Raw genomic sequence first — 25,510 nt, 5'->3', positions numbered from 1 at the left:
TCTCATCCCTGAGGGGGCAAGCGATCAGGTACAACTCGGGCGCGCTGCGCCGCGAGAGCGTACCGGCATATCCGCCTCTCACGACTTGATACGATTTCCGTCGATAATCATCCCGACTTGAGTCCAGTCGCTACCGTCTCGCCCGGCGGAATATTTCGGCGCTTGCCAAGGGAGCGGCGACAGGCCAGAAAAAAACCAGGAAGAAGAAACGCCAACGGAGAACGATTTGACCATCAAGGGCAAAGCCTACATTGCCGGGATCTACGAGCATCCCACCCGGCACGCACCCGATAAATCAACTGCGCAGTTGCATGCCGAGGTCGCCAAGGGCGCGATCGAAGATGCCGGGCTCACCAAGGCCGACATCGACGGCTATTTCTGCGCCGGCGACGCCCCGGGCGGGCTTTGGCCGATGGTCGATTATCTCGGATTGAAGGTGCGTCACGTCGATTCCACCGAGACCGGCGGCTGTTCCTATTTGATCCATCTCGGCCACGCCGCAGAGGCGATCGCGGCGGGCAAATGCTCGATCGCGCTGGTCACGCTCGCCGGCAAGCCGCGCACCGGGGTGATGCCGCCGCGCGCCGCAGGCGCGGAAGCCGATTTCGAGGCGGCCTATGGGGCCACCACCCACAATGCCTACGGCATGTGTGCCATGCGCCATATGCACGACTACGGCACCACCAGCGAACAGCTCGCCTGGATCAAGGTCGCGGCTTCCCATCACGCCCAGTACAACCCGCACGCGATGTTGAAAGAGGTCGTCACCGTCGAGGACGTCATCAACTCGCCGATGATCTCGGACCCACTGCACCGCATGGATTGCTGCGTCGTCACCGATGGCGGCGGCGCGATGATCGTGACGACGCCGGAGATCGCGAAGAGCCTGAAGAAGCCGCTGGTGCGGCTGATCGGCCATGGCGAAGCGATGAAGGGCCCGCGCGGCGGCAAGGATCTCGATCTGACTTATTCCGCCGGCGTCTGGTCCGGCCCGCGCGCCTTCGAGGAAGCGGGCATCACGCCAAAGGACATCAAGTACGCCTCGATCTATGACAGCTTCACCATCACGGTTTTGATGCAGCTCGAAGACCTCGGCTTCTGCAAGAAGGGCGAGGGTGGCAAGTTCGTCTCCGACGGCAATCTGATTTCGGGCGTCGGCAAGCTGCCGTTCAACACCGACGGCGGCGGCCTCTGCAGCAATCACCCGGTCAACCGCGGCGGCATGACCAAAATTCTTGAGGCGGTCCGCCAGTTGCGCGGCGAAGCCCATCCGAAGGTGCAGCTGCCGAATTGCGACCTCGCAATCGCCCATGGCACCGGCGGACTTCTCGGCGTGCGTCACGCCGCCTCAACCTGCATTCTGGAGCGCGTGTGATGGCTGAAACGAAAAAATATCCGGCGCCGGTGACCAATCCCGAGACCGCGCAGTTCTGGGAAGCGGCCAAGGCCGGCAAGTTCATGATCAAGCGCTGCACCGCCTGCGGCGAGCCGCATTACTTCCCGCGCTCGATCTGCCCGTTCTGCTTCTCCGACAAGACGGTGTGGGAAGAAAGCTCGGGTGAAGCCACGATCTACACCTACAGCCTGATGCGCAAATCGCCGACCGGCCCGTACGCGATCGCCTATGTCACGCTGAAGGAAGGCCCGTCGCTGCAGACCAACATTGTCGACTGCGATCTTGATAAGCTGAAGATCGGCCAGAAGGTGAGAGTGGTGTTCAAGCCGACCGACGGCGCGCCATTGCCGTTCTTCACGGCAGCCTAAGAAGTACCTTCTCCCCCTGTGGGAGAAGGTGGCGCGAAGCGCCGGATGAGGGGTTCTCACCGCGAGCACTGTGCTTGCGGAGCCAACCCCTCACCCAAGCGAGTTTGTGGCTGCTGCCGGTGACGCCCTCTCCCACAAGGGGAGAGGGCGCTGCAATTGGCGCCGCTGAAGAAGAAAGTTCGGGAGAGGAACTACTAGATGCCGATCAATTACGAACAGCTCATGGCCCTGAAAAATCTCGGCCAGAAATATGCCTATACCGACCGTGAGGTGATGCTCTACGCCTACGGTATCGGCATGGGCGCCGACCCCATGGACGAGAACGAACTCGCTTACGTCAACGAAGGCACCTTCACCCCGCGTCCCCTCAAGGTCGTACCGACCTTCGCCTCGGTAGCGGCGTGGGGGTCAGGACCCGGCGAGATGAATCTCAACCGCGTGATGGTGGTCGACGGCGAGCGCGACATCACCTTCCACAAGCCGCTGCCGGGCGCGGCCAAGATCACGGCCGACTCGGCCGTGCTCGACGTCTTCGACAAGGGCAAGGACAAGGGCGCCGTCATCCGGCACCAGACCGTGCTGAAGGATGAGAACGGCGAGAAGCTCGCCACGCTGGTTGCCTCGCGTTTCGCGCGCGGCGACGGCGGCTTTGGCGGGCCGTCCGAAGGCCAACCCGAGCCGCACAAGGTGCCGAGCCGCGCGCCCGACAAGATCGTCGACATCACGACGCGGCCGGACCAGGCGCTGGTCTATCGCCTCTGCGGCGACCGCAACCCGCTGCACTCGGATCCGGAGTTTGCGAAGAAGGCCGGCTTTCCGAGGCCGATTCTGCACGGCATGTGCACCTACGGCATCACCTGCCGCGGCGTGCTGCAGACCTATGCCGATTACGATCCGTCCGCCTTCAAGCAACACGTCGCGCGCTTTTCCTCGCCGGTGTTTCCCGGCGAGACCGTGACGATGGAATTGTGGAAGGACGGCAACGTCGTCTCGTTCGAGGCCAAGGTGAAGGCGAGAGGCGTCACCGTGATCAAGAGCGGCAAGACGGTGCTGGGTTAGACGGTGCGCTCCCTCGCCCCGCTCTTCGCGGGGTCGAGACGAGCGAAGCTCGCTCTTAGAGGGTTGGGGTGAGGGGACTATCCGCGAGTCTGGTGTTGCTGGTTAGACCTGTACCCCCTCACCCGGATCGCAAGGGCGATCCGACCTCTCCCCGCAAGCGGGGCGAGGTTAAGGAAGAAAGCAATAAGGGAGAAACACCATGGGACTACTCGACGGCAAGGTCGCGATCATCACCGGCGCGGGCGGCGGGCTCGGTGAGGCCTACGCAAAGCTGTTCGCGCGCGAGGGCGCGGCGGTCGTGGTCAACGACCTCGGCGGTCCCCGCGACGGTTCCGGCGCCGACGTGTCGATGGCGCAGAAGGTGGTCAACGCGATCAAGGAAGAGGGCGGCCGTGCCGTCGCCAACGGATCCGACATCTCGACCATCGCAGGCGGACAATCCGTGTTCGAGGACGCCATCAAGAATTTCGGCCGCGCTGACATTCTGGTGAATAACGCCGGCATCCTGCTCGACGAGACATTTGCAAAAGCCAAGGAGGCCAACTGGGACAGGGTGATCAAGGTGCACCTCAAAGGCACCTTCTGCTGCACCCAGCCGGTGTTCAAATGGATGCGCGAGAACGGCGGCGGCGTCATCGTCAACACGTCCTCGACCTCGGGCCTGATCGGCAATTTCGGCCAGACCAATTACGGCGCCGCCAAGGGCGGTATCTGGGGACTGTCGAACGTGCTGGCGATCGAGGGCCGCAAATACAACATCCGGATCTGGACGCTGGCCCCGGGCGCGCTGACCCGCATGACCGCCGACCTGCCGCGCTATAAGGAGAACCCCGGCGCGGCGCTGGGCCCGGACGGCATCGCGCCGGCCGTGCTATACATGGTCAGCGATTTGTCGGGCGACCAGACCGGCAAGGTGCTCGGCGTCTCCGGCCCGCGCGGCGTGCGGGAGATGCGGATGATGGAAATGGAAGGCTGGACGCCGCCGTTTACGGGGTGGAAGGCTGAGGATATCGTTACCCACGCCAAGGACATCTTCTTCTCCGAGGAGGATATCAAGAAGTCGGCGCGGCGATTCAAGTAAATGTCGTTCCGGGGCGATGCGAAGCATCGAACTATGGTGCGCAATTGCGCACCTGAGAATCTCGAGATTCCGGGTTCGCTTCGCGCCCCGGAATGACGAAAAGGATAGAGGCACTCGATGACCAAACTCACCGCCCAGGCCGCCGGCACCTTCGCCATCGCGCCGACCCCGTTCCACGATGACGGCCGCATCGACGAGAAATCCATCGATCGGCTGACCGACTTCTACGCCGAAGTCGGCTGCGACGGCGTCACCGTGCTCGGCATTCTGGGCGAGGCGCCGAAGCTCGATGCGGCGGAAGCCGAGCAGGTGGCGGTTCGCTTCGTCAAGCGCGCCAAGAACATGCAGATCATCGTCGGCGTCTCGGCGCCGGGATTTGCTTCGATGCGCTCGCTGGCGAAAGCGTCGATGGATGCGGGCGCGGCCGGCGTGATGATCGCGCCGCCGCCGAACTTGCGCACCGACGACCAGATCACGGGCTATTTCAAGCAGGCGCAGGAAGCGATCGGCGACGAGATTCCCTGGGTGCTGCAGGACTATCCGCTGACGCTCAACGTCATCTTCACGCCGGCCGTGATCCGCAAGATCGTTATGGACTCGCCGTCCTGCGTGATGCTCAAGCATGAGGACTGGCCCGGCCTGGAGAAGATCTCCACGCTGCGCGGCTATCAGAAAGACGGCTCGCTGCGGCCGCTTTCAATTCTCGTAGGCAATGGCGGACTGTTCCTCGATTTCGAAATGGAGCGCGGCGCCGACGGTGCCATGACCGGTTACGCTTTCCCGGAATTGCTGATCGACGTCGTAAAACTGTCGAAGGCCGGCAAGCGCGATGCCGCGCACGACCTGTTCGACGCCCATCTGCCGCTGATCCGTTACGAGCAGCAGCCCGGCGCGGGTCTCGCGGTGCGCAAATACGTGCTGCAGAAGCGCGGCATCATTTCGTCCAGCGCGCAGCGCAAGCCCGGCGCGACGATTACGGCAACCGCAAAGGCCGAGGTCGAGTATCTGTTGTCGCGGGTGGCGCGCGTCGACCGCCGCGCCAACCTGCAACCGCAATCCAGCGCGGCGGGCTAGTCCAATGGCCGAAGCCGTCGCCCCGCGTCCCGCATCCACCATCCTGCTGCTGCGCGACAGCGCTGCCGCCAAGGAGGTCGAGGTCTTCATGATGGTTCGCCATTATGAAATCGACTTCAATTCCGGCGCGCTGGTGTTCCCCGGCGGCAGCGTCGACAAGGGCGACAAGGAGATCATCGCGACGCCGGCGCTGTACTCGGGCGGTGAGGGGCTCGACGAGGCCACCTTGAGTTTCCGCATCGCCGCGATCCGCGAAACCTTTGAGGAGAGCGGTATCCTTTTGGCGCGGCCGAAGGGGTCTAAGGCGCTGGTCGACGCCAAGCGCGCGAGCGAAATCGAGGCGGCGCATCGCGCCGACCTCTGCGACGGCAAGATCGCTTTCCTCAAGGTGCTCTCCGATAACGGCATGGTGCTGGCGCTCGACGAACTCGTGCCCTATGCGCACTGGATCACGCCGGAGGGAATGCCCAAGCGGTTCGACACCTGGTTCTTCCTCGCCGCCGCACCGCCGGAACAGGTCGGCGCCCATGACGGCAAGGAATCCACCGATTCGATCTGGGTCTCGCCGCGCGAGGCGCTGGAGGGCGGCGAGAGCGGGCGCTTTAAGCTGCCGTTCCCGACCACGCGCAACCTGATCAAGCTCGGCAAGCAGGCGAGCGTAAAGGCAGCACTCGACGACTCCAGAGGCAAATCCGTCGTCACCGTGACGCCTGTCATGACCCGGAACAATGGCGGCCGCCAGCTCCGGATTCCCCTCGAAGCCGGTTACGACGGCGAGGTGTTCGAGGTCGGCTCGGTCGGCTGACGCGTCCGTCGCGCGCGACGCCCCCGCCGTGGGCGAAAGCTGCATCCACACTTCGGCGCATAACGAAGTATCGACGGGCGTCCGGCTGTAATGTCCGTCCCGGAATTGATCGAGACCGGGAAAGGACGGACATGGGCGATAGCCATCCCAAGCGCGCCAGCGCGGCGGCCGAACTGGCGCTGCTGCTTGCGCTCGCGACGCTGTGGGGGGCGTCCTACACCTTCATCCGGATCGGCGTTGCGACCATCCCGCCGATCACCCTGATCGCGTGCCGCACGCTGATTGCCGGATTGCTGTTGCTGGCCATCATGCGCTGGCGCGGCGTGAGAATGCCCGTCGATGCCACGACCTGGCGGCGCTTCCTGTTCCAGGCCTGCCTCAACAGCGTCATCCCGTGGACGATGGTTGCCTGGGGATCGCGGACGCTGGATGCGGGGGTGGCAACCATCCTCAACTCCACGGCGCCGATATTCACGTTTTTCCTGACGCTCGCCATCACGCGCCATGAGGCGGTGACGTCACGGAAGCTGCTCGGCGTCCTCGCCGGGATGGCCGGCATCTGCCTGATCGTCGGGATGCAGGCGCTGTCCGGCTTCGGCGAGGAACTGACGGCCCAGCTCGCGATGGTGCTTGCCGCCATCGCTTACGCAGGCGCCGCCATCCTCGGCCGGGGGTTCAGGGATCTCGATCCGATTGTCCCCGCGGCGGGATCGTTGCTGTGCGGCGCGGCGATCCTGATTCCCGTGAGCCTGGTACTGGAGCGGCCGTGGACGCTGCAGCCGTCGGCCGGTTCGATGCTGGCGCTGCTCGCGCTCGCGGTGTTTTCCACCGCGCTCGCCTTCGTGATCTATTTCCGCCTGATCCAGACCCTGGGATCGATCGGCGCCACGGCGCAGGCCTATCTGCGCGTGCCGATCGGCGTCGCGGTGGGCGTGGTTTTCCTCGGCGAGCAGTTGAGTTCGACCGCCTGGATCGGGCTCGCCTGTGTCGTCGTCGGCGTCGCCGCGATGACAATTCCGGCGCGGAAGACGAGACCGATCGGGGAGGCTGCCTGAACGGACTTCACGTCAGGAAGGCGTCGACCTGCGCCTGGTCCTGGTGGTAGACCCAGCATTCGGACAGCAGTCCATCGCGCACGGCATAGACCAGCAGGCGCTCGACTTCGGCCGTCCTGCCGTCGCGCTCGAAACGCTCGCGGACCAGCAGCGCACCACGCTCAGGCCCGGCCATGACATCGACGATGGCAAGCAGTTTGCGATTGGTCCGCCTTGTCACCTCGGCCAGGATGCCGAGCGCTGTGGCCTTGCCGGCGTGGTCGTCAGCCAGCGGGTTGCGGCCGAAATAGTGCAGCGTGAAGTCGTCATGATAACAGGCGGCAAGCGCTGCGTGGTCACCAGCGAGCCATGCGCTCGCGTAGCGGCTGACGACCAGTCGTGTGCGCTCAATCGCGGCCTGGTGCTCGATTTCGGACCGGTTATTTGCCATCCTTGTCCATCTCGGGGGATCATTGCCATCCCTGACATTAGATCCACCCGACAATCCGGGCTTTCAAGAACTGGCTATGCGCGCAATAACGGCAGCGAAACTGATCGGGTGGGGCGCACGGGTGCTGTATCTGGGCCCGGCCTTCGGGCTGACGCCGCACCGGAATGCGACCGCCGTCCTTGCCGTCGGCCTCGAAGAGCCGCTCGAAGTCGCTGACGATCCGGCGGATCGCACGGCGCATTATCGCGCAGCCCGCAGCGTGCTGATCCTGCCCAACAGCCTGCATCATTTGCGCATCGAACGGGGCCGGATGGCATTCCTCTATGTCGATCCGTTGGGGCGCGACCTCAAGGCGTTGATCGTGCGGATGACGAACGCAACGCCACGGGCCGCCTTCGACCTCAGGGAGGAGTCCGGCGTGATCGAAATCATGACCGGCCTGGCCGAAAGCCGGATCGCGCCGCAGGAGGGACGCGCATTGCTCGGCGAACTGCTGGGTGTGGGGACGCGCGGGAAAACCAGCGCGCGCATTGCCGCAGCCCTACGGCATATGCGGGATGAACCGCAGCGCGCCCATCGGCTGACGACCCTGGCGGCGCGGGCGAGCCTGTCGCCATCGCGGTTTTTGCACCTGTTCAAGGCGGAGACCGGGGTGCCGCTGCGGCGCTACCGCATCTGGAACCGGATGGGCGCGGCGCTTCGCGCCAGCGGCGAGGGCGCCTCGCTTACGGAAGCGGCCCACGCCGCCGGCTTTGCCAGCTCGGCGCATTTTTCCAGCGCTTTTCGCGACATGTTCGGCATGACGCCGTCGGATTTGGCGAGGGCGCTGAGCCCGGGGGGCCCAAGTGTGACCGGGCTGTGAGCCGGGCCAGCCCCGAGGAATTCGACTTATATAACGCCATTAACCACCGGCCGGCATGTTCCCCATGGCCTGAAATAAATCGTATATTGCGCCCCGATAGGAGCCGGCCCCGACCCACATGACCGCTGAAACGCCGCCGAATTCGCTGCCGCCGCGATCGTTCTCGCTTTCGATCGGCCAACTGACATTCGGCAGTTTCATGCTGGTGCTGGCGGTGATTATCATCACCTCGACCGCCAGTGTCATCGCCATCCGCCACATCGATTCGACCTTTGCCGAGCTGCAGCGGCTGCAGAGCGTCGGCGACCTCGCCCAGGACATCGACCGCCGCATGAACGAATTGCGGCTCGCCGCGCGGGATTTCGTTACCGACCCCGGCACGCAGTCGGTCCAGGTCGGCGAAGCCGCGACCGCGCTCGGCGACGTCTTGAAGAAGACGCGGCTGGAGCTCGCCCCCGAGCAGCAGGACATGATCGACGGCGTCACCGAGCGCCTGACGACCTATCGAAACGGCATCGAGCGCATTTCCGCGCTGATCAATCGCCGCGCCGAAATGATCGTGGCCCTGCCGCCCTTGCGGGAGAGGTTCGATGCCGCGATCGCCGACACGCCCGATCCTCACATTGCGTCGGCATTGTTTCAGGCCCAGAGCCGGATCGCCTCGGCGCTGCTGGCGCGTAATCCATCCGCTGCCGAAAATGCCGCAGAGGGCATGCGCTCGATGACCATTACGGAGCCGAAGCTTCGCGCGGCTGTTGATGGTTATGCCGACGTGATTATCGGCATATCGAGGCGCGAAGGGCAGATATCGGACATCGACAAGGAAGTGCTGGGCGCAGAGGGCCGCCTGATCCAGCGCGTCACGGAATTGCTGCGCGAGGTCAGTGAGCGGCGGGGTCGCGTCCTCTCGCGTGATTTTGCCAGGACGCTGGCGGAAGCGAAGTGGCAGAGCATCGTGCTTGGCACCGCCGGCGTGCTGATCGGGATATTCGCGTCATTGCTGGTGGTTCGCCGCACTGTGCGTCCGCTTGGCGCGATCGCAACCTCGATCCGCGCGGTGGCCGGCGGCGAAAAGAACGCCTCGATCCCGGCGACGGATGTAGACAACGAGATCGGTGACATTGCCCGCGCGGCCGAAGTATTCCGGCAAACGCTGGTCGACGCAGACGCGGCGCGCGAGGCGGCGGTGCGCGCGCTCGCCGAACAGCGGCTTGCCGAGGAAAGTTACCGCAAGCTGTTCGAGTCCTCGGTCGACGGAATTTATGTCACGACGCCCGGCGGCACGCTGCTGAACGCCAACCCGGCGCTGGCGCGGATGATGGGCTATGCCACGCCGCAGGATCTGATCAACGGCATCGGCGACATCGCGGGTACGGTCTATGTCCATCCGGAGGCGCGGGCGGAATACGAGCGGCTGATGCAGCGCGACGGCATGGTCCGTGAATACGAGTACCAGGTTCGCACGCGCAACGGCTTGGTGCTCTGGCTCTCCGACAGCGCCAGCGCCGTGCACAACGAGGCCGGCGTCATCGTCCGCTACGAGGGAACGGTGCGCGACATTACCGACCAGAAGCGGGCCGAGGACGCGATCGCCGAAGGCCGCCGCCTGCTGCAAATGGTGATCGACACCGTGCCCGCGGTCATCAACGTCAAGGACAAGGAGCTCCGCTACGTCCTGATGAACCGCTATATGGCCGGCATTTTCGGGGTCGAGCCGGGGGATGCAATCGGCCGCACCACGGCGGATCTGATGTCGCGCTACGGCGCCGCAAAGACCGACGAGCCCGACAAGCGGGTGCTGGCGGCCGGCAAGGAGCTCGGCTTTTACGAGGAGGAATACAAGGATGCGTCCGGCCATATGCGGCAATGGCTGGTCAACAAGCTGCCGATCCTCGATGCGGCCGGCGAGATCGAGAACATCGTCACCGTCGCGCTCGACATCGGCGAGCGCAAGCGCGTCGAATCCGAGATGCGCAAGGCCAAGGACTCGGCGGAGGGGGCACTGCGGAACTTGCGCGAGACGCAGAATTCGCTGATCGAGGCGGAAAAGCTCGCGGCGTTGGGCCGGCTGGTGGCGGGCGTAGCCCATGAGGTCAACAACCCCGTCGGCATCAGCCTGACGGTTGCGTCCGCGCTGGAGCGCAAGACGTCGAACTTTACCGCGGAGGTCGCCCGCGGCGAACTGCGGCGCTCCAGCCTGAACGATTTTCTCGAGACCAGCCGCGATGCATCATCACAGCTCGTCGCCAACCTCAACCGCGCCGCCGAGCTGATCCAGTCGTTCAAGCAGGTCGCCGCCGACCGCAACTATTCCGACCAGCGCTCTTTCGACCTCGGCGATCTCACCGAGCAGGTGGTGATGAGCCTGCGGCCGGGCCTGCGCAAACACAATCTGACGCTCAATGTCGAGTGCCAGCCCAATCTGATGATGAACAGCTATCCCGGCCCTTACGGACAGGTGCTCACCAACCTGTTCCTCAATTCGGTGGCGCATGCGTTCCCGGACGGCAAGCCCGGCACGGTCGATATCCAGGTGCGGGAGTCCGGCAAGGACAATGTCGAGATCATCTTTTCGGACAACGGCATCGGCATGAGCCTCGACGTCCGCCGCCGCGCCTTCGATCCGTTTTTCACCACGCGGCGCGACCAGGGCGGCACCGGGCTCGGCTTGCACATCGTCTACAGCATTGTGACGACGCGATTGGGCGGCCGGCTTGATCTCGATTCCCAGCCAGGCGGCGGCACGCGCATCCAGATGATCCTGCCGCGCACCGCGCCGCTGGAACAGGCGGCGGAATAGGGAACTGCTAATTGATGTCAGCCAGCTTGTGCAGCGTGGCGCCGAAGATCTGGCTCGCTTTGCCGACCAGCGCGGTTCCATTCATGCTGCCGCGGGTGTCGGTGAAAGTTCCGGATACGCCGATGCCGACGGGGTTAGGTCCGCCGAACAGCGGATTGTCATTGTCGCGCGGGGTGGTGTGGCGCTGCACCAGGACCTCGCCCTTGAAGGTATCGCCCTTGACGGTGTAGCTGCCGGTATAAAACAGATAGGCGTCGCCACCGAGGATCTGGCCGTCCCGGAACAGAATGACGCCACTGCCCTTGCCGATGCGCCCATCCAGCAGGGTGACGTGGATCGAATAGAGCCCGTTCTTCATGACGTCCCAGATGCCGGCCGCCGCGCCCACGGAAGCCGGTCAAGGAGTTATGCCAAAGTGCGGCATGCACCGTCAACGCGTCAGGCTGCCTGCCAATTCCCCGTGCAGGAAGCAAACGCGAAGCGTACCACTCCGACGTGATGCGAGGGTGATGGACGATGGACCGAATCAAGTTGGCCCGCGAAATGCATAGTTCAGTATGGCACCGGCCGGCGGGTGCTGGAGCAAGAGAAACAGGTGACCAACTGGATCAATTCCGGCGGCCACGTGCCGCACCCATACATCGGAAACAGCAACCGTGAAACTACGGGCCGTCATCGCGCGGGCCGCTGGAAAAAGTGGATGATGATCGGCAGCGTGTTGTTGATGTTGCCGCTCGCCGCCGATCGCGGCGAGGCCCGCGATCCCGACGGACGCTATGCCAACTCACCGCTGAAGCAATGGTTCGACAGTCTGAGAAGCGGCAAGGGGCCGTGCTGTTCCGACGCTGATGGATATGCGCTGAGCGATGTCGATTGGGAGTCCGGCAACGGGCATTACCGCGTGCGGATCGACGGCGAATGGCACGAGGTGCCTGACGACGCCGTGATCACCGAACCAAATCGCGTCGGCCGAACCATGGTCTGGCCGATGCGCGGTTATCAAGGATTGAGCATCCGCTGCTTCATGCCGGGCAGCATGACGTGAGCAACCATCAATCCTCATCTTCGGAATAAGCGCTCTTGCGCTTATTCCGAAGGAGCCGCGCCAGCGGCGTCTCGAATGATGCAGGCCCGCTTGTGGCCTCATGGTTCGCACGGCGATGCGCAGCATCGTCCGGAGACGCGCGTGCCGCGCTCCTCACCATGAGGATCAAGCGACGCTCACGCGTATTTCTTGTCGCGCTCCAGCAGCTCGATCGAAATGCCCTGCGGCCCGCGGATGAAGCAGATGCGTACGCCGGGCCGGATGGTGGTCGGCTCCTTCGTGAACTCGACGCCCTTGGCCTTGATCTCGGCGGCGACCGCGTCGATGTTTTTCACGGTCAGGCCGAAATGGTCGAGACCCTGATAGGGCGTCACCGGCGGGGTGTTGACGCCGTCGCCGGCGGTGACGGGTGCGATGAACACATTGGCGCCGCCGAGCTTGACGTCGATCCGCCCGGGACCACGGATGATCTCGCCGCCCAGGATGTCTTCCAGCCAGGCCGCGGTCGCTTCGGGATCGGGGCTGCGCAGATGAACATGATCCCAAGTAAGTGCCCAATCGACGGTCGGCATTTCGGTCTCCCCATTATTGTTGTTGCGGCGCTCAAGGCCGGTTGCGGCGCGGCCAATGTAGCCGCCGCGCATCCGCAATTCCATCCCGGTTGGGCCGCCGCCGCAATATTGTCGAGGTGGCATGAAACCATTTCTGCTCTGGGTGATTGTTGACGGGCGGCGGGATCCGTACAGCGGCGGTCGTGACAGAAGCCGTACGGGGAAACGCCCGTAGGGCTTTTTTCGTGCGCGGCACGGCAATCGCCGGCGCTGCGGGGTGAGGGCGCGGCTATGAGAATCGCCGGGTGGTCGTTCGGGAAGTCCGAAGCACGGCTCGCCGTGCTACCGGCCATCGCCATCGCGGGCTGCGCCATATGGTTGATGCTCCCGCAAGCAAGCGATGCCGAGGGGCATGCCACTGCAACGTCTCCTGAAGTCACCCGCGTCACGCAAGATACATCCCGCAACGACGACACGGCCGGGACCCAGGCGACCCTGTCGAGCCCGGCGCCGACCGATGCCAACCCGGCTGCCGCGCCTCTCGACATCGCGCCGCCGGAAACGGTGGAATCCGCCACGTCGCCGCTCGACGGCCTGAAAATTATTTCGCAGTCGTGGCGAAGGGGCGGACTGGGCTCGAAAGCGCTGGTGACCTTCACGCTCCGCAACGCCAATGACTACGCGGTGAGGGATATCGAAATCGCCTGCAGTTTCGCCCGCCGGGACGGCAGCCACCTGACCGACCGCAGGCGTATCATTCCCGATACCGTGAACATGAAGAGCCGGAAGCGCTATGCCGGCATGCTGGTCGGGTTCGTCAACGTCAACGCAAATAAGGCGAAATGTTCAGTGGTTACAGCCAGCCGAATTTAACCCTGTGCGAATCAAACGCGCGCTCCCGTACCCGAAAATGTGATCGCCGCCTTTGAACCTTGCCGGTGGGGTAGGAACTAACTGGTGTATCGCCCGTTAGGCGATTGAACCGCGCGGTGCTCGCGCGGGGGGAGCGAGATCGATGCCCGTAGCGCGTTATTTCCTGTTTGTCGGCGGAGTGCTGCTCGCGCTGTTGTTGGCGATCGATGCGCTCGTCCCGCAGCAGGCCGTCGTGGCCAGCCAGACCGCTCCTTCGGTCGACAAGACCGTGGTTCGCATTCGTTCCGACCAGAAGCCGCCGGAGCGGGTGGTTTATGACACCAGCCTTCCGACGATTGTTCCGCCGACTGTGACGGCCCGGGCCGTCGCGCCGTCGGTGCCTGCCGTGGCCTCGGCCGATGCCACCGCCCAGGCCCGCGCGCGGGAGACGTTTGCCCAGTTCGTGCCCCCGGAGGCGAAGAAGCCCGAGCCGCAGGTTCAGCGCAAGCGCAAGATCGCCAAGAGCCGTCAGGCGCCGCCGATGCAGTTCGCGCAGCCGCCGCAAATGCGGGTCGCGCAGCAGTCGCATTTCGGCTTCTTCGGCGGTTCGAACTGGAACAGCACCTGGTAGGGTGCCCCGCCTGATTTAGTTAGCGCGGCAGCTTCGGAATCTTATCCGCAAAACCGTTGTAGCAGGTCAGCCGCTCGTCTTCCTCCTTGAGGAAGCGGCAGTCATTGACGCCCTTCGCTGCCGGCGCCTTCGGCTTGGGCTGCGGCGCATAAACGGCGTCGTAGCAATTCAGCCGTTCCTTGGTCGCATCGTCGATGTCCTGGCAGGCCTGCAACTTCTGGGCGACCGATGAAGGCTTTTCTTTTTCCTTCTTGCCCGCAGCAGCTTTCTGCGACCCGACCACAACCAGCGGTTTGCCGCCAATGGTCGGAGGATTGGCGGGGGCGGTCCCCTGAGCCAGCGCCGCCGCCGGATACAGGATCGCCAGCGTCAGTATGATCTTTCTCATGTGAAATGTCCGAATAGCTGCAAGCCGAACGAGCGCGCCTGGAGAGACCAGAAACTCCCGAGCCCTCGGAATCGAAGTCCCGCTGCGCGCCTGCATTCTCTAGCATCATCCCCGAGCGTCTGTCTAACTTGTTGATTTAATAGCCATTCAATTGAGCCTGCGGCCGCCCGGAGGGCCGGACCTTGCTTGACGTCTCGTTGCCCCGGGCCGCTCCGCTTGTGGTCGGCACACCCCATCGCCAGCTTTGTAGTCTAGTGGGCACTCCCTTCGGCGGTCGCGTGGGCGGCGCCGGAGCATTTCGCTGGCCCGCAGAGGGAGAGCATCAATGTCCGATCCGCAACGTCGGGAGTTTCTGGCCGCCGCAGGCATTGCCTCGCTGGCAGCGCTGGGCGGAGCGCAGCCGGCCGCCGGCGGCGACCCGAGTTTCATGAACAATGTTCCGGACCCAACGCTCGCGGGCAAGGATCTGCCGACCTTCAAATTCGCGCTGGAGAAGTCGGACGGCAAGGTCATCGGCAACAGTTACGGCAAGGAGGCGACGGTTGCGCAATTGCCGATCTCCAAGGGGATCGCCGGCGTCTCGATGCGGCTTGAGCCCGGCGCGATGCGCGAGTTGCATTGGCACGCCACCGCGGCGGAATGGGCGTTCGTTCTCGAGGGCCGCGTCCGCACCACCGTCGTTGACCCAGGTGGCCTCGCCGAGACCAACGATTTCGATCCCGGCGACGTCTGGTACTTCCCGCGCGGCCATGGCCACATGCTGCAATGCCTTGGCGATAAGCCCTGTCACTTCATCCTGATCTTCGACAACGGCTACTTCTCCGAATTCGGCACCTTCAGCATCACCGATTGGGTCGGACATACGCCGCCGGCGCTGCTGGCGAAGAATTTCGGCCTGCCCGAAGCAGCGTTCGCAACGTTTCCGAAGGAGGAAGTGTATTTTGCGCGCGGCAATCTGCCGCCTGCCGAGCCGTCGAAGCCGCTGCAGGGCTGGAAGCTGCCGCCGCAGACCCATAAATACCGCCTGCTGGCGCAGCCGCCGCATGCGACCTATCGGGGCGGCCGCGAGTGGCGCGTCGATTCCTTGAGCTTCCCGATTGCGAAGACGATCACGGGCGTCGTACTCGATCTCGATCCCGGCGCGCTGCGGACGCTGCACTGGCATCCGAACGCCGACGAGTGGCAGTACGTCGTTGAGGGTGAGGTGAGCGTCACTCTGTTCGGCTCGCACGGCCGCTACCGGGTCGAGCGATTGCAGAAGGGCGACGTCGGCTACATCCCGCAAGGCTATGGTCACTCGATCGAGAATGTCGGCAGCGGACCGGCGCGCATCCTGATCGGATTCAATGCCGGCATCTACGAGACCATCGACCTGTCGCAATGGATCGCGGCAAATCCAAAGGATGTGCTCGCCACGAATTTTGGCCAACCGGCGGAAGTGTTCGGAAAATTCCCGGATCGCGACGTGTTCATCGCCGGCAAGGATGGGGCGGCCCGATAGGAGAGGGCCGCCAAGCCTGGATTAACAAGCGTGCATTAAAACGTCGACTGATCTCGTGGCGCAATTGCGTCCGTGTGCTATCGCGCCGATCTAGCGCAGGCGGTAGGCGTCAAATGCGTGAGCCAGGAATATGCCGATGCTGACGAAGATAAGGAATGCCGTCACGACCTCGGTCATAGCCTTCCTCCCTGTATGGTCATGCCGAGAAGGGCACGCTTGAGGAACTCGCGGTAGATGAGGTTGAGGACCGATACAAACATGATCTAACCCCGGGGTTTGATTGATAACACCGTAGGGGACCTTTGTTTCCGGAGGACTTCGCGGCGGATCGAAATGGTTTCGTTGCGCCGCCTGCGGATCACGGAATCGCGACGGAACTGGACGTTCGATCGTCATCGCCCGCCCTTTTCTCGCCATCCTAGTTCGAGAGACCTGCGGCGGCAGGTCTGCGAAGGCCGTGTTCCCAAAGGTTCCGCGTGATCGTTCGACATTTGCTGCAAGACGAGGCTATTACGTCCCGCCGCGCGTTCCTGCGTGGGATTGCGTCCTCAGCCAGCGTGCTCGCGCTCGGCGGTTGCGCCAACTTGGGCGCGACGGGCGCGCGTTACGATGCGGCGTCGCTCTCGGCGGAGCCGACATTGCTCGTTGCAACCACGCGCAAGCCGGTGAACGGCGGGCGGACGAAACCCTGGTTCGGGCCGGAGCGCGCGACAAGGATGACCGTCGGCCGGGCGAAGCTGGTGCCGCCTGACGAGAGCCGCTTCTCGCTCGCCGCAGCCGGTATTGGCGATTGGCGTCTCGATGGGGTCGAGCCGGTGTCGGGAGAGGTCAGCGATCTTCTCGCCAGCGGCGGAGGCGACGTCCTGATTTATGTGCACGGTTTCAAGCAAACATTTGAGACAGCGGCGCTCGATGCCGCACATCTTGCCGATGGCATCAAATTCCGCGGCCAGACGATGGTCTTCTCCTGGCCGTCCAAGGCGGGATTGTTCGACTACGCCTATGACCGTGACAGCGCGATGTGGTCGCGCGATGGCTTCGAACGCGTGCTCCAATCCGCCGTCACGGCTCGCGGCGTCGGCCGCGTTCACATCGTCGCGCACAGTATGGGCACCATGCTGACGCTCGAAAGCCTGCGCCAGCTCTATGCGCGAAATGGCGACAGCGTTACGGACAAGATCGGGGCCGTGGTGTTTGCCTCACCTGACATCGATATGGACGTGTTCTCGTCGGCGGTTGTCCGCATCGGTCCGCTCGGCCGCAAGATCACCGTCGTCGCCGCGACGAACGACCGCGCTCTGGCGCTGTCGGGACGACTGGCTGGCGGGATGACACGGGTCGGCGCCGCCGAGAAGGCCGCCATCGAGCAACTCGGGGTGCGCGTCATCGATGCCTCCGAGGCCGGCTGGGGCATCATCAACCACGATTTGTTCCTGTCCAATGCGGAAGTGCGGCGGGTGATACGCCGTTCGATTGATACCTCAGCCGCGTAAAGCGGGTGCCTATTACGAGCGGTGCAGGATTCTGCGATCGATGGGATTGAAGGTGGCGCTGGACGATTTCGGATCGGGGCAGTCCAGCCTGAGCTATGTCCATCAATTGTCGCTGGACAAAATCAAGATCGACCGGGGCTTCATTCGCAATATCGCGACGCAGGACAACGCCCGCAACATCGTCAAGACGGTGATCGACCTGTGCCGCAACCTGAAATTCGACTGCGTGGTCGAAGGTGTGGAAACGGCCGAGCAGGTCGAGATCATCGGCCGTCTCGGTTGCTCGACGATGCAAGGATATTTCTTTGCGAAGCCGATGCCGCAGGGTGAGGTCGAGAGGTTCATCGCTAGCTACCGCATGTCGGATCATCCGCGACTCGCCGCCGTGGCCGGGTGAGATTCGATCGACACCTGATGTCGTAGCGCCGTTGCCGCACAGTGCAGCGGAATCGCACATGATGGCGACAACCTGTCATTGATCGCGTGGGCCGTCGCAATGTCACCACGCTGTCACCCTTAATGTCGCCAAATTGACGGAACATTTATTCGTGGCCGGCATGAAGGTGCCCGGTCTCGCCTCGAACTGCTCAACGCTTGAACTGCTCAACGTGCGCAACGCCGACCGGTTGTCGGCGCGCGACGCTTTGCGGATAGATCGGGGAGATACGGGCGATGCCGGGCGCTTGCCGGCGATCCGAATTATTCAGTTGATACAGAGGAATGAGAGTTATGCGTCAAGCAACATCGAAGGCCGCGGCAGGTTCGAGCGCGAACCGCCGACAAGTGCTGTCACTCGCGGCGGGCATCGCCTTGCTCGCGGGCGTCACCACGGCTCACGCGCAGAGCACGGGTATCGCAGCCTGTGACGACTTCCTGACCAAATACGATGCCTGCATCGTCTCCAAGGTCCCCGAGGCACAGCGCGCGATGTACAAGACGCAGATCGACCAGACGCGCAAGGCGTGGGTCGACATGGCGAAGAATCCATCGGCGAAGGCGACCATGGAATCGACCTGCAAGCAGACGCTGGATGCGACGAAGGCCTCGCTCACGGCGTATGGCTGCTCATTCTGATCGGCGTGCGCCGCTGAAAAGGAATGGCGCCGAGTAGGCGCTATTCCTTGACGGCGGCGGGCGAGACGGGGGAGCGGCCGACGATGCCGGCGAGGCGCTCTTCCGGAACATTGGCCGAAACGACGTGTGCACCGCCGGCACGCGATTCACGATCAAGCGGCGCGTCGTCAAGGCGCGGTCTGCAAACTTCTCTTTATGCCATTAACCACTTGTTAACCATAACGCCCCAGCATTGCCCCTCTGTAGAGAGTCGCCACGGGCTTTGGTCCGAGGCGCGATTGATCGTTCATCTTGGGGGCGGGCTGAGGCTCGCGGGGCTCCAAGGAGTAACGTCATGTCGTCACCTGGCGTACGACACCAGGCAAGTCTGCTTTCCGAATTCGTCCTGGCGATTTTCGGCGCGCTTGGTCTGGGTCTCCCGATTGCGGTTGCGATCATCTGGATTTGTTCCTGATCGGCATGCCTGCTGGTTTTTGACGGCGCTCGGCTGTGAGGGGCGCGGTGGGCTGCGGCCGATGAAAAGGCCACAGTCTCCTCGGACCGCATCTCAGATTGCAGGTGCGATCAGTCCGACCCTCATATCCTTGGCGAGATACACGCATGCGTCGTCGGCAAACACGCTGCCGTCAGCAATGCCAACAGCCAGCTTGCCACGCCTTACGAGGCGCATGTTGACTTCGTAGCGCACGCGCTTGACGTCTGGCGTTATATGCCCCCGGAACTTGACCTCGCCGACGCCGACGGCGCGGCCCTTGCCCGGTGAGCCCGACCAGCCAAGCCAATAGCCGACGATCTGCCACATGGCGTCCAGACCCAGACATCCCGGCATCACGGGATCGCTGGGAAAGTGGCAGTCGAAAAACCAGAGGCTAGGCGTGATATCCAGCTCGGCGATAACGTGGCCCTTGCCGAATTCGCCGCCGTCCAGGCTGATCTCGGTGATACGGTCCATCATCAGCATGGGCGGTGCCGGCAGTTGGGCATTGCCCGGGCCGAAATAACCGCCTTCGCTCGATCTGAGCAGATCTTCCTTGGTGTAGGACGATTGCGGCGCGTGAAAGTCGCGAGGGTTGGACAAGGCAAACTCCTTCGTTTGGCTGCCGCTAGCTCGGCGTCAGGCGACTTTGTCGCGTTCGGTTTTTTTGATGCCGGCGCCAGCCGTCAGGCGCAGGGCTCCGGCTATGAAGGCCCAAATTTCATCCGTGAGTTTCTCCGGATCGGGTCGCGCTTCGCTCAGCAGGGCACCGATCAGGGCCTGGCGAATTCCGCCGATCATGAGCGCGATGGTGAGATGTGGATCGACGTGATCGGGAACGAAGCCGTCACGCTGCGCCGCCTCGATCATGCATGCGCCGCCGGCGAGCTGTTTGCTGGTGAAAGCTCGCTCGACATCGAGGACTTCGGGCGCGCGGCTCAAGGCGCCGATGACGAGGGGTGCGAAGGGGTGCTCGTAGTGGAAGGCGATATAGGAGGCTATGCGCCGCCTTTCCCTGTCTGCCCAGCCTTCCGAGGGCCGGCACGCGTCATTGAAAACCTCTCCATCGAGACGGCTGTAGAACGCTTCAACAACGGCGGCGATCAAGCCCGCCTTCGATCCAAAGTGGTGATAGGCCAGCCCGACCGAAACCCGCGCGCGCTTCGCGACGGCCTGCATTTCCAGATGGCCATGGCACTGGATGAGCTCGTCCTGGGCCGCTCGGACCAATCTTTCTCGTGTCGCGATTGTTGGGGTCATCTTTGATCCAATCGCTGAATTGAATTCAATTCAATATCGACTTCCGGGTCGGGACTCAAGTCGAACATTTCCCTGGCAGGTAGCAGCGCTTCCGCTTAAACCGGCACGGCAGACGGCTGCCATCACCATCGAGCTACCGGGTCGGCCACTCATGCTGCGCTACCGCCGTCGCCTCCGGCTGTCTGTGGCTGTGCCATTCGGCGACGAGGCGAGCTTTCGGGTCACCGTCGATGGCGAGGTCGTTGATGCAGCCTCGCATTCGGATCCAGCCGAAGACGAATGGACCACACGATCCGTGCCGATTCCCGATCGAGGAGCACGATGGGCGGAGCTCGAACTCACGGTCACTGCGTCCAGCAGCATGAACGTGATTCCGACGGGGGAGGCATGGGTGGACGATTTGCGCATTGCATGACCACCGTGACCACATGGCCAGCAACGCACGTTGCGGCAACGGCAGGGTTCAACATCGCAATAGTGAAATTGGCGCGCTCGGAGAGATTCGAACTCCCGACCCTCGGAATCGAAATCCGATGCTCTATCCAGCTGAGCTACGAGCGCGTGCGGTCTGCCGATTATCAGACTTGGCCCGGCAGGGCCAGCAGCGGATGCCTAGAGCCTGTTCCGATTGAGATCGGAACGGGGCTCTAGATTCTCGATTTGACGCGTTTTCTTGACGCGAACCGGTCCCCACTTCGCTCTAGTAACAGGGATACCGCCGGCGGTCCTGGCCGATATAGGCGGCGGCGCCCTGGCGGCAGAGGATGGTAGAGGGACCGTCGTAATAGGCGAAGGTGCCGGGCTGCAGGCCGGGGCCGTAATTGTGCAGGTAGCTGATCGGGTAGGGCAGCCCCCAATTGTGCAGGTGGTGCCGATTATGGCGGGCGTCGGCCAGACCTGGGGCGAGGGTCGCGGTGGCGAGGAGGGTGGCGGCAACGAAAAACTTCGCTTTGGTCATTTCGATTCTCCGGAAGTTTCACAGAAACAGGTGCGAATTCGAGCTGAGCGGATAGCCGTTGGTGTGAAGAAAAGCACGTCAAAACAATATGATAGACGCTGAACCTCTGATTCGATCGAAGCCCGTTTTCCCTGACATTTTGGCTGATCTGATTTCGCATTCTAGGAGAAGCGGGTAGAAAAGCTGCGGAAAAGCATCGTAACGCGCCCATTTTTGGCCTCAAGGGATGCTTAACGAATTCCCAACACAGTCCGGCCAAAGTTTTGCTGTCCGGTCCTGACTCTACGGGCCGACTTATCCCGCGTCTGACAAAGGCTATCCGGTTCCCGATCGACCCATGCGCATCACGCCCCTTGCCCTGCTGTCCCTCTCGGTTCTGGTCGCGACGCCAGCGCGCGCCGACCTGCATATTAGGCGCGATCACGGCGGATATGTCGAGGAGTACAAGGCCAAGTACAAGCGCATCCGCGACCGCAAGGAGCGCGTCATCATCGACGGCATCTGCAACTCGGCCTGCACGCTGGTGTTCGGCATCGTGCCGATGAACAAGATCTGCGTGACGCCGAAGGCGAGCCTCGGTTTCCACCAGGCCTATTACGACAAAGCCTTCACCTTCGGCATGAAGGTCACGAGTTTGGAAGGGACGTCGGACCTGATGTCCTATTACCCGGACACCGTGAAGGACTGGATCCGCCGCAATGGCGGGCTCACCACCGAGATGAAGAAAATCAAGAACGGCGGCGAGCTCTGGAAGATCGTCGATGCCTGCCCGGAAGAGTGGTGAGGCGCAGCAAGTCTGCCGCGGCTTATAGCGTTTTTGAGCGAAGTGGATACCGGTTCGCGTAAAGAAAACGCGTCAAAACAAGAATCTAGAGCTTCGGTTCTGATTCAATCAGAACCGATAATGCTCTAGTCTTTCCGGTTGGCTTCTCCGTCCGCGATCAGCAGCACCGACACTTTTGATTTGCTGAGAATCGCGGCGGCTACGCCGCCAAAGTTCAGCGCATCCCCCTTCATCCGATCGACCCCCAATATGACGAGATCGGCGCCGCTGGTCTCGATCTCCTGCAAGATGGCCTCTTCAGGAGTCGCATTCGCACGCAGCGTCGTTCTGACGTCGACATCATAGCGGGCCGCTGCCGCGGCGGCGTCTTTCAAAATACCTTCCTCGCGCGCGAGTGACATGCTGGCGCCGCGCCGGCGCGCGCCTTTGTCCCTCGTCGTGGACACATAAACCACCCTGAGTGGACAAGGGCTCGAGCGCGCCAGCGCGCCCGCGACCTCCGCACCGCGTCGCGATACGGCACTTCCGGAAACCGGAACCAGGATCCTGAACTCCGCACCCGCGGGTTGCTTGAGGTGGACGCCCTTTGCCGCAACGAGAGCAACAGGCCCCTTGAAGCCCGAGGCGACGTCTTCGACTTTCTGGTCGAAGCCGTCTTTGCCCAAGACATTCTCCATTCCGACAACGAGAAGATCGAATCCCTTTCGCGCCTCTTCCTCGACGGCATCGGCGGCCTTTTGAGCCCGGGCACGCGTCGTTATCTCGACGTCGCCCACGCTCTCTTGGTCGGCCTCTGCGATTTTCGTGGCGGCTTCTCTTACGACCGCTTCGTGGCTCTCTTCATCCTGGCGCTTTCCTTCCTGTTGCTTTGCACGGGCACCTACATGAAGAACCGTAATTGGCAGGCCACGAGTTCCTGCGAGCAGGCCCGCGACACGAGAGGCAAATTTCGCATTCGCGCCTTCATCCACGGCGAGCAACAGGCGCTCGAGATTCGCGACAAAATCCTTTTGCTCGAACTCCTCGCGCTCAAGGCGCGCCTTTTCATCCTTCCCGAGCGGAAGACGGGAAAGCGCGCCGCGAAGCATCGGCGGCATCGCCATGGTGGTGAGGATCGCCATCGTCACGATCATCGAGAACAGGTTTTGGCTAAGTACCCCCATGGAAAGACCGATGGTGGCGATGATGACTTCGGTCGAGCCGCGCGCATTCATTCCGCTTGCCAGCGCGTAGGATTCCCTTGGCGTGAGCCCACCAAGCGCGCCGCCCGCAAACGCGCCGCCGAATTTTCCGATGCTGGCGATGAGCACCAGCGCGCCCGTCAGCATCAGCAGACCAGGATCCCGAAGCACGGTCAGATCCGTGCTCAGGCCGGCCATACCGAAAAACACTGGCATGAACAGACCCGTGATCAAGCCACGCAAGCGCTCGTCGATCTGCCGCGTCAGGATCGGCGATTCGCCGACCAGGATGCCGGCGACGAACGCGCCGAGCACGGTATGAACCCCGATCAGGTGCGTGATCATCGCCATCGTGCTCATCAGGAGCAGGATGACGGTGATCACCGCGGCTGAACTCACCAGATAATCGTTGGTCCAGCGGATCAGGCGGAACACCAGCCGTCGGCCGACGGTGAAACTGATGGCCAGGAAGAGAAGGGTGCCAAGCACGGCCTGACCGACGGAAAAAACATCGAGCGTGCCGTGCGATGCCAGACTGAAGATCATGGCGATGATGATCCAGCCGATGGTGTCGTCGATGATGGCTGTGGCAACAATGATCTGGCCGACATTCCGCCGCATGAAGTTCATTTCGCGCACGACCACAGCGACGATTTTTACCGACGAGATCGAGAGCGCGGTACCGAGAAACAGCGAGGCCACGAGGCGGGTTTCGGGATGCGGAAGCAGGCTCTGCGGCAGAACCTGGCCGAGCGAGAAGCCGCAGATGAATGGGACCACGATCCCCGCAATCGATACCGAGGCAGCCGCACGGCCTACCTTGCGGACCAACTTAAGATCGGTTTCCATCCCCGTCAGCAGCAACAGCAACAGGATGCCGACCTGCGCGATGCCCTCGATCAGCGCTTTCTGTTCGGGCGAGGGGGGAAAGATCGCGGCGTGCGCGGCGGGCCAGACCCATCCGAACAGGGAGGGGCCAAGCAACAGGCCGCCCAACAGTTCGCCGATCACGGATGGCTGGCCGATCCGCTGCATGATTTCGCCGAGCCCGCGTCCAACCGCCACCAGGAGTGCGATCTGGGCAAGCAGCAGGAATTCGGACGGACGGGCTGATTTTTCTCCCTCGGCGCTGGCGATGGTTGTCATCAGCAGGAATGCAGCGAGCGCCCACAAGGTTCGCGACCGGCACCATCTGACTGCCATCGCTTAATTCCCCAAAATCCGCGATTCGGAAGTTTTTTGGATTCCGTGCCTTTCCGGAGTCAATTGCGTTCATGCTGATTGGTTTCAAGCGGCTAACGAACCTTTGGCATGAGGGGGCAGCGCCGATCGCTGGATCGAACGCGAATCCGGCCGCGCGGCGTTGGCAGCTGAACGAATGTTTGGCGCCTGGATCGCGGCCGGGGTGGTTGCGCTCGGCAGCCCGGCGCGATCAGTCCTTGCCGCGTGGCATATGATCGGGCAACAGGGGCGCAAATGACTGGCGACTTCGAAAAAATGGCCGCGCGCGCGGCGCCGGCGATTTTCGTCGTGCTCTGGAGCACGGGCTTCATCGGCACCAAATATGTGCTGAACAATGCCGAGCCGCTGACCTATCTCGCGATCCGCATGGCCTGCGTCGTGGGGCTGATGGCGATCATCGTGGCGATCGCGCGGCCACGCTGGCCGGATCGCATCGGCATCGCGCACAGCGCCGTCGCCGGCATTCTGGTGCATGGAATCTATCTCGGCGGCACGGCGATCGCGATCGCGCATTCGATTCCGGCGGGGCTCTCGGCATTGATCCCAGGGCTGCAGCCGATTCTTACCTCGACGCTTGCAAGCCGCTGGCTCGGTGAACGCGTCACGCCACTGCAATGGGGCGGATTGCTGCTCGGGCTCGCCGGCGTCGTGCTGATCCTGCACGACCGGCCGATGAGCGGCGAGGCGGGCTGGGGATGGCTCGCCTCGGCCATATCGCTGGTCAGCATCACCTTGGGCACGCTCTACCAGCGCCGCTACTGCAGCACGATCGACTGGCGTTCCGGCAATCTCGTGCAATACGTCGCGGTGACGATGTTCTTCGGCCTCGGCGCATGGCTGTTCGAGACCAATGTGGTGCACTGGACCACCGAGTTCATCCTGGCGCTGACCTGGCTTGCCGTGGTGTTGTCGATCGGGTCGATCGGACTCTTGTACTGGCTGATCCGCCGCTCGGCCGCAACGTCGGTGGCGAGCCTGTTCTATCTGGTCCCGGCCGTGACGTCGCTGATGGCGTATGTGCTGTTCGGCGAGAAGCTCGACGCGGTTTCGATTGTCGGCATGATCGCCTGTGCTGCTGCGGTGCTGGTGGTCAACCGCCGTTCAGTTTGAAGTAGAGTTCTCGACCTTCATGCACGTATAAATTT

The 25,510-nt window shown here is 63.0% G+C and carries 27 protein-coding genes and 1 tRNA gene; 19 read left to right on the top strand and 9 right to left on the bottom strand.

The window, feature by feature from the left end; all coding sequences use genetic code 11:
- Positions 1 to 226: 226 nt before the first annotated feature.
- The 7 genes from V1294_RS25680 (at position 227) to V1294_RS25650 (ending at position 6,838) form a co-directional block, all read left to right on the top strand.
- Positions 227 to 1,375, top strand: coding sequence for a thiolase domain-containing protein (locus V1294_RS25680; RefSeq protein ID WP_334501013.1), 1,149 nt, complete (start codon positions 227 to 229; stop codon positions 1,373 to 1,375).
- Entirely contained in the window at positions 1,375 to 1,764 is a 390-nt protein-coding gene (locus V1294_RS25675) for a Zn-ribbon domain-containing OB-fold protein (protein WP_334501011.1), read from the top strand. The genes V1294_RS25680 and V1294_RS25675 overlap by 1 nt, the downstream gene beginning before the upstream one ends.
- 198 nt (positions 1,765 to 1,962) lie before the next feature.
- A complete protein-coding gene (locus V1294_RS25670; protein WP_334501009.1) occupies positions 1,963 to 2,823 on the top strand; it encodes a MaoC/PaaZ C-terminal domain-containing protein in 861 nt (286 codons plus the stop codon).
- A gap of 199 nt (positions 2,824 to 3,022) precedes the next feature.
- Positions 3,023 to 3,904: an SDR family oxidoreductase gene (locus V1294_RS25665; RefSeq protein WP_334479624.1), complete on the top strand. Its 882-nt coding sequence runs from the start codon at positions 3,023 to 3,025 to the stop codon at positions 3,902 to 3,904.
- 117 nt (positions 3,905 to 4,021) lie between these two features.
- Entirely contained in the window at positions 4,022 to 4,978 is a 957-nt protein-coding gene (locus V1294_RS25660) for a dihydrodipicolinate synthase family protein (RefSeq protein WP_334501007.1), read from the top strand.
- A gap of 4 nt (positions 4,979 to 4,982) precedes the next feature.
- The gene (locus V1294_RS25655) at positions 4,983 to 5,783 is read left to right on the top strand and encodes an NUDIX hydrolase (protein WP_334501005.1); all 801 of its coding nucleotides are present in this window, start codon (positions 4,983 to 4,985) and stop codon (positions 5,781 to 5,783) included.
- 131 nt (positions 5,784 to 5,914) lie between these two features.
- Positions 5,915 to 6,838 carry a DMT family transporter gene (locus tag V1294_RS25650; RefSeq protein ID WP_334501003.1) on the top strand — a complete coding sequence of 308 codons (924 nt, stop codon included), beginning with the start codon at positions 5,915 to 5,917 and terminating at the stop codon, positions 6,836 to 6,838.
- A 7-nt stretch (positions 6,839 to 6,845) separates the two neighbouring features.
- Here V1294_RS25650 and V1294_RS25645 read toward each other — a convergent pair whose 3' ends face one another.
- The gene (locus tag V1294_RS25645) at positions 6,846 to 7,268 is read right to left on the bottom strand and encodes a nuclear transport factor 2 family protein (RefSeq protein WP_334501000.1); all 423 of its coding nucleotides are present in this window, start codon (positions 7,266 to 7,268) and stop codon (positions 6,846 to 6,848) included.
- Between the two features lie 76 nt (positions 7,269 to 7,344).
- Between V1294_RS25645 and V1294_RS25640 the strand changes: the two genes are divergently transcribed.
- Both V1294_RS25640 and V1294_RS25635 read left to right on the top strand, forming a co-directional pair.
- Entirely contained in the window at positions 7,345 to 8,130 is a 786-nt protein-coding gene (locus tag V1294_RS25640) for an AraC family transcriptional regulator (protein WP_334500999.1), read from the top strand.
- 118 nt (positions 8,131 to 8,248) lie between these two features.
- On the top strand, positions 8,249 to 10,930 hold the full coding sequence (locus tag V1294_RS25635; protein ID WP_334500998.1) for a PAS domain S-box protein: 2,682 nt from the start codon (positions 8,249 to 8,251) through the stop codon (positions 10,928 to 10,930).
- A gap of 7 nt (positions 10,931 to 10,937) precedes the next feature.
- Here the strand turns inward: V1294_RS25635 and V1294_RS25630 are convergent, their stop codons facing one another.
- On the bottom strand, positions 10,938 to 11,288 hold the full coding sequence (locus tag V1294_RS25630) for a GrlR family regulatory protein (RefSeq protein ID WP_025590730.1): 351 nt from the start codon (positions 11,286 to 11,288) through the stop codon (positions 10,938 to 10,940).
- A 237-nt stretch (positions 11,289 to 11,525) separates the two neighbouring features.
- Between V1294_RS25630 and V1294_RS25625 the strand changes: the two genes are divergently transcribed.
- Positions 11,526 to 11,975: a hypothetical protein gene (locus V1294_RS25625; RefSeq protein WP_334479633.1), complete on the top strand. Its 450-nt coding sequence runs from the start codon at positions 11,526 to 11,528 to the stop codon at positions 11,973 to 11,975.
- Between the two features lie 176 nt (positions 11,976 to 12,151).
- On the opposite strand, the gene V1294_RS25620 is transcribed toward V1294_RS25625, so the two are convergent.
- A complete protein-coding gene (locus V1294_RS25620) occupies positions 12,152 to 12,547 on the bottom strand; it encodes a VOC family protein (RefSeq protein ID WP_334504821.1) in 396 nt (131 codons plus the stop codon).
- A 270-nt stretch (positions 12,548 to 12,817) separates the two neighbouring features.
- Here V1294_RS25620 and V1294_RS25615 point away from each other — a divergent pair, with 270 nt between their 5' ends.
- Positions 12,818 to 13,399, top strand: coding sequence for a hypothetical protein (locus V1294_RS25615; RefSeq protein ID WP_334500996.1), 582 nt, complete (start codon positions 12,818 to 12,820; stop codon positions 13,397 to 13,399).
- Positions 13,400 to 13,541: 142 nt separating this feature from the next.
- Positions 13,542 to 14,009 carry a hypothetical protein gene (locus tag V1294_RS25610; protein WP_334479636.1) on the top strand — a complete coding sequence of 156 codons (468 nt, stop codon included), beginning with the start codon at positions 13,542 to 13,544 and terminating at the stop codon, positions 14,007 to 14,009.
- 19 nt (positions 14,010 to 14,028) lie between these two features.
- On the opposite strand, the gene V1294_RS25605 is transcribed toward V1294_RS25610, so the two are convergent.
- Positions 14,029 to 14,397, bottom strand: coding sequence for a hypothetical protein (locus V1294_RS25605; RefSeq protein ID WP_334500994.1), 369 nt, complete (start codon positions 14,395 to 14,397; stop codon positions 14,029 to 14,031).
- Positions 14,398 to 14,722: 325 nt separating this feature from the next.
- Between V1294_RS25605 and V1294_RS25600 the strand changes: the two genes are divergently transcribed.
- The 4 genes from V1294_RS25600 (at position 14,723) to V1294_RS25585 (ending at position 18,465) form a co-directional block, all read left to right on the top strand.
- Positions 14,723 to 15,898: a cupin domain-containing protein gene (locus V1294_RS25600; RefSeq protein ID WP_334500991.1), complete on the top strand. Its 1,176-nt coding sequence runs from the start codon at positions 14,723 to 14,725 to the stop codon at positions 15,896 to 15,898.
- Positions 15,899 to 16,374: 476 nt separating this feature from the next.
- Positions 16,375 to 17,391, top strand: a complete 1,017-nt coding sequence (locus tag V1294_RS25595) for an alpha/beta hydrolase (RefSeq protein WP_334500988.1) — start codon at positions 16,375 to 16,377, stop codon at positions 17,389 to 17,391.
- Positions 17,372 to 17,788, top strand: coding sequence for an EAL domain-containing protein (locus V1294_RS25590; protein ID WP_334500986.1), 417 nt, complete (start codon positions 17,372 to 17,374; stop codon positions 17,786 to 17,788). The genes V1294_RS25595 and V1294_RS25590 overlap by 20 nt, the downstream gene beginning before the upstream one ends.
- A gap of 332 nt (positions 17,789 to 18,120) precedes the next feature.
- Entirely contained in the window at positions 18,121 to 18,465 is a 345-nt protein-coding gene (locus tag V1294_RS25585; protein WP_334500983.1) for a hypothetical protein, read from the top strand.
- 547 nt (positions 18,466 to 19,012) lie between these two features.
- Here V1294_RS25585 and fabA read toward each other — a convergent pair.
- Together fabA and V1294_RS25575 are read right to left on the bottom strand one after the other, a co-directional pair.
- Positions 19,013 to 19,543 (bottom strand): bifunctional 3-hydroxydecanoyl-ACP dehydratase/trans-2-decenoyl-ACP isomerase, encoded by a 531-nt coding sequence (gene fabA / locus V1294_RS25580; protein WP_334479645.1) that lies wholly within the window; start codon positions 19,541 to 19,543, stop codon positions 19,013 to 19,015.
- 36 nt (positions 19,544 to 19,579) lie between these two features.
- A complete protein-coding gene (locus V1294_RS25575) occupies positions 19,580 to 20,200 on the bottom strand; it encodes a TetR/AcrR family transcriptional regulator (RefSeq protein ID WP_334500981.1) in 621 nt (206 codons plus the stop codon).
- A 151-nt stretch (positions 20,201 to 20,351) separates the two neighbouring features.
- On the opposite strand from V1294_RS25575, the gene V1294_RS25570 reads away from it, so the two are divergent.
- Positions 20,352 to 20,615 carry a hypothetical protein gene (locus V1294_RS25570; RefSeq protein WP_334500979.1) on the top strand — a complete coding sequence of 88 codons (264 nt, stop codon included), beginning with the start codon at positions 20,352 to 20,354 and terminating at the stop codon, positions 20,613 to 20,615.
- 69 nt (positions 20,616 to 20,684) lie between these two features.
- Here V1294_RS25570 and V1294_RS25565 read toward each other — a convergent pair.
- Positions 20,685 to 20,761: transfer RNA gene (locus tag V1294_RS25565), tRNA-Arg, on the bottom strand.
- 139 nt (positions 20,762 to 20,900) lie between these two features.
- A complete protein-coding gene (locus tag V1294_RS25560; protein WP_334479648.1) occupies positions 20,901 to 21,158 on the bottom strand; it encodes a hypothetical protein in 258 nt (85 codons plus the stop codon).
- Positions 21,159 to 21,495: 337 nt separating this feature from the next.
- On the opposite strand from V1294_RS25560, the gene V1294_RS25555 reads away from it, so the two are divergent.
- Positions 21,496 to 21,942, top strand: a complete 447-nt coding sequence (locus tag V1294_RS25555) for a hypothetical protein (protein ID WP_108518287.1) — start codon at positions 21,496 to 21,498, stop codon at positions 21,940 to 21,942.
- Positions 21,943 to 22,067: 125 nt separating this feature from the next.
- On the opposite strand, the gene V1294_RS25550 is transcribed toward V1294_RS25555, so the two are convergent.
- Entirely contained in the window at positions 22,068 to 24,326 is a 2,259-nt protein-coding gene (locus V1294_RS25550) for a cation:proton antiporter domain-containing protein (RefSeq protein ID WP_442895385.1), read from the bottom strand.
- A gap of 273 nt (positions 24,327 to 24,599) precedes the next feature.
- Here V1294_RS25550 and V1294_RS25545 point away from each other — a divergent pair, with 273 nt between their 5' ends.
- The gene (locus tag V1294_RS25545; RefSeq protein WP_334500977.1) at positions 24,600 to 25,475 is read left to right on the top strand and encodes a DMT family transporter; all 876 of its coding nucleotides are present in this window, start codon (positions 24,600 to 24,602) and stop codon (positions 25,473 to 25,475) included.
- Positions 25,476 to 25,510: the final 35 nt, after the last annotated feature.

The sequence above is a fragment of the Bradyrhizobium sp. AZCC 1678 genome (genome assembly GCF_036924765.1).
GTDB lineage: Bacteria > Pseudomonadota > Alphaproteobacteria > Rhizobiales > Xanthobacteraceae > Bradyrhizobium > Bradyrhizobium algeriense.
The sequence above is the reverse complement of the archived record's forward strand: the minus strand, read 5'-3'. Positions and strand labels throughout refer to the sequence as shown.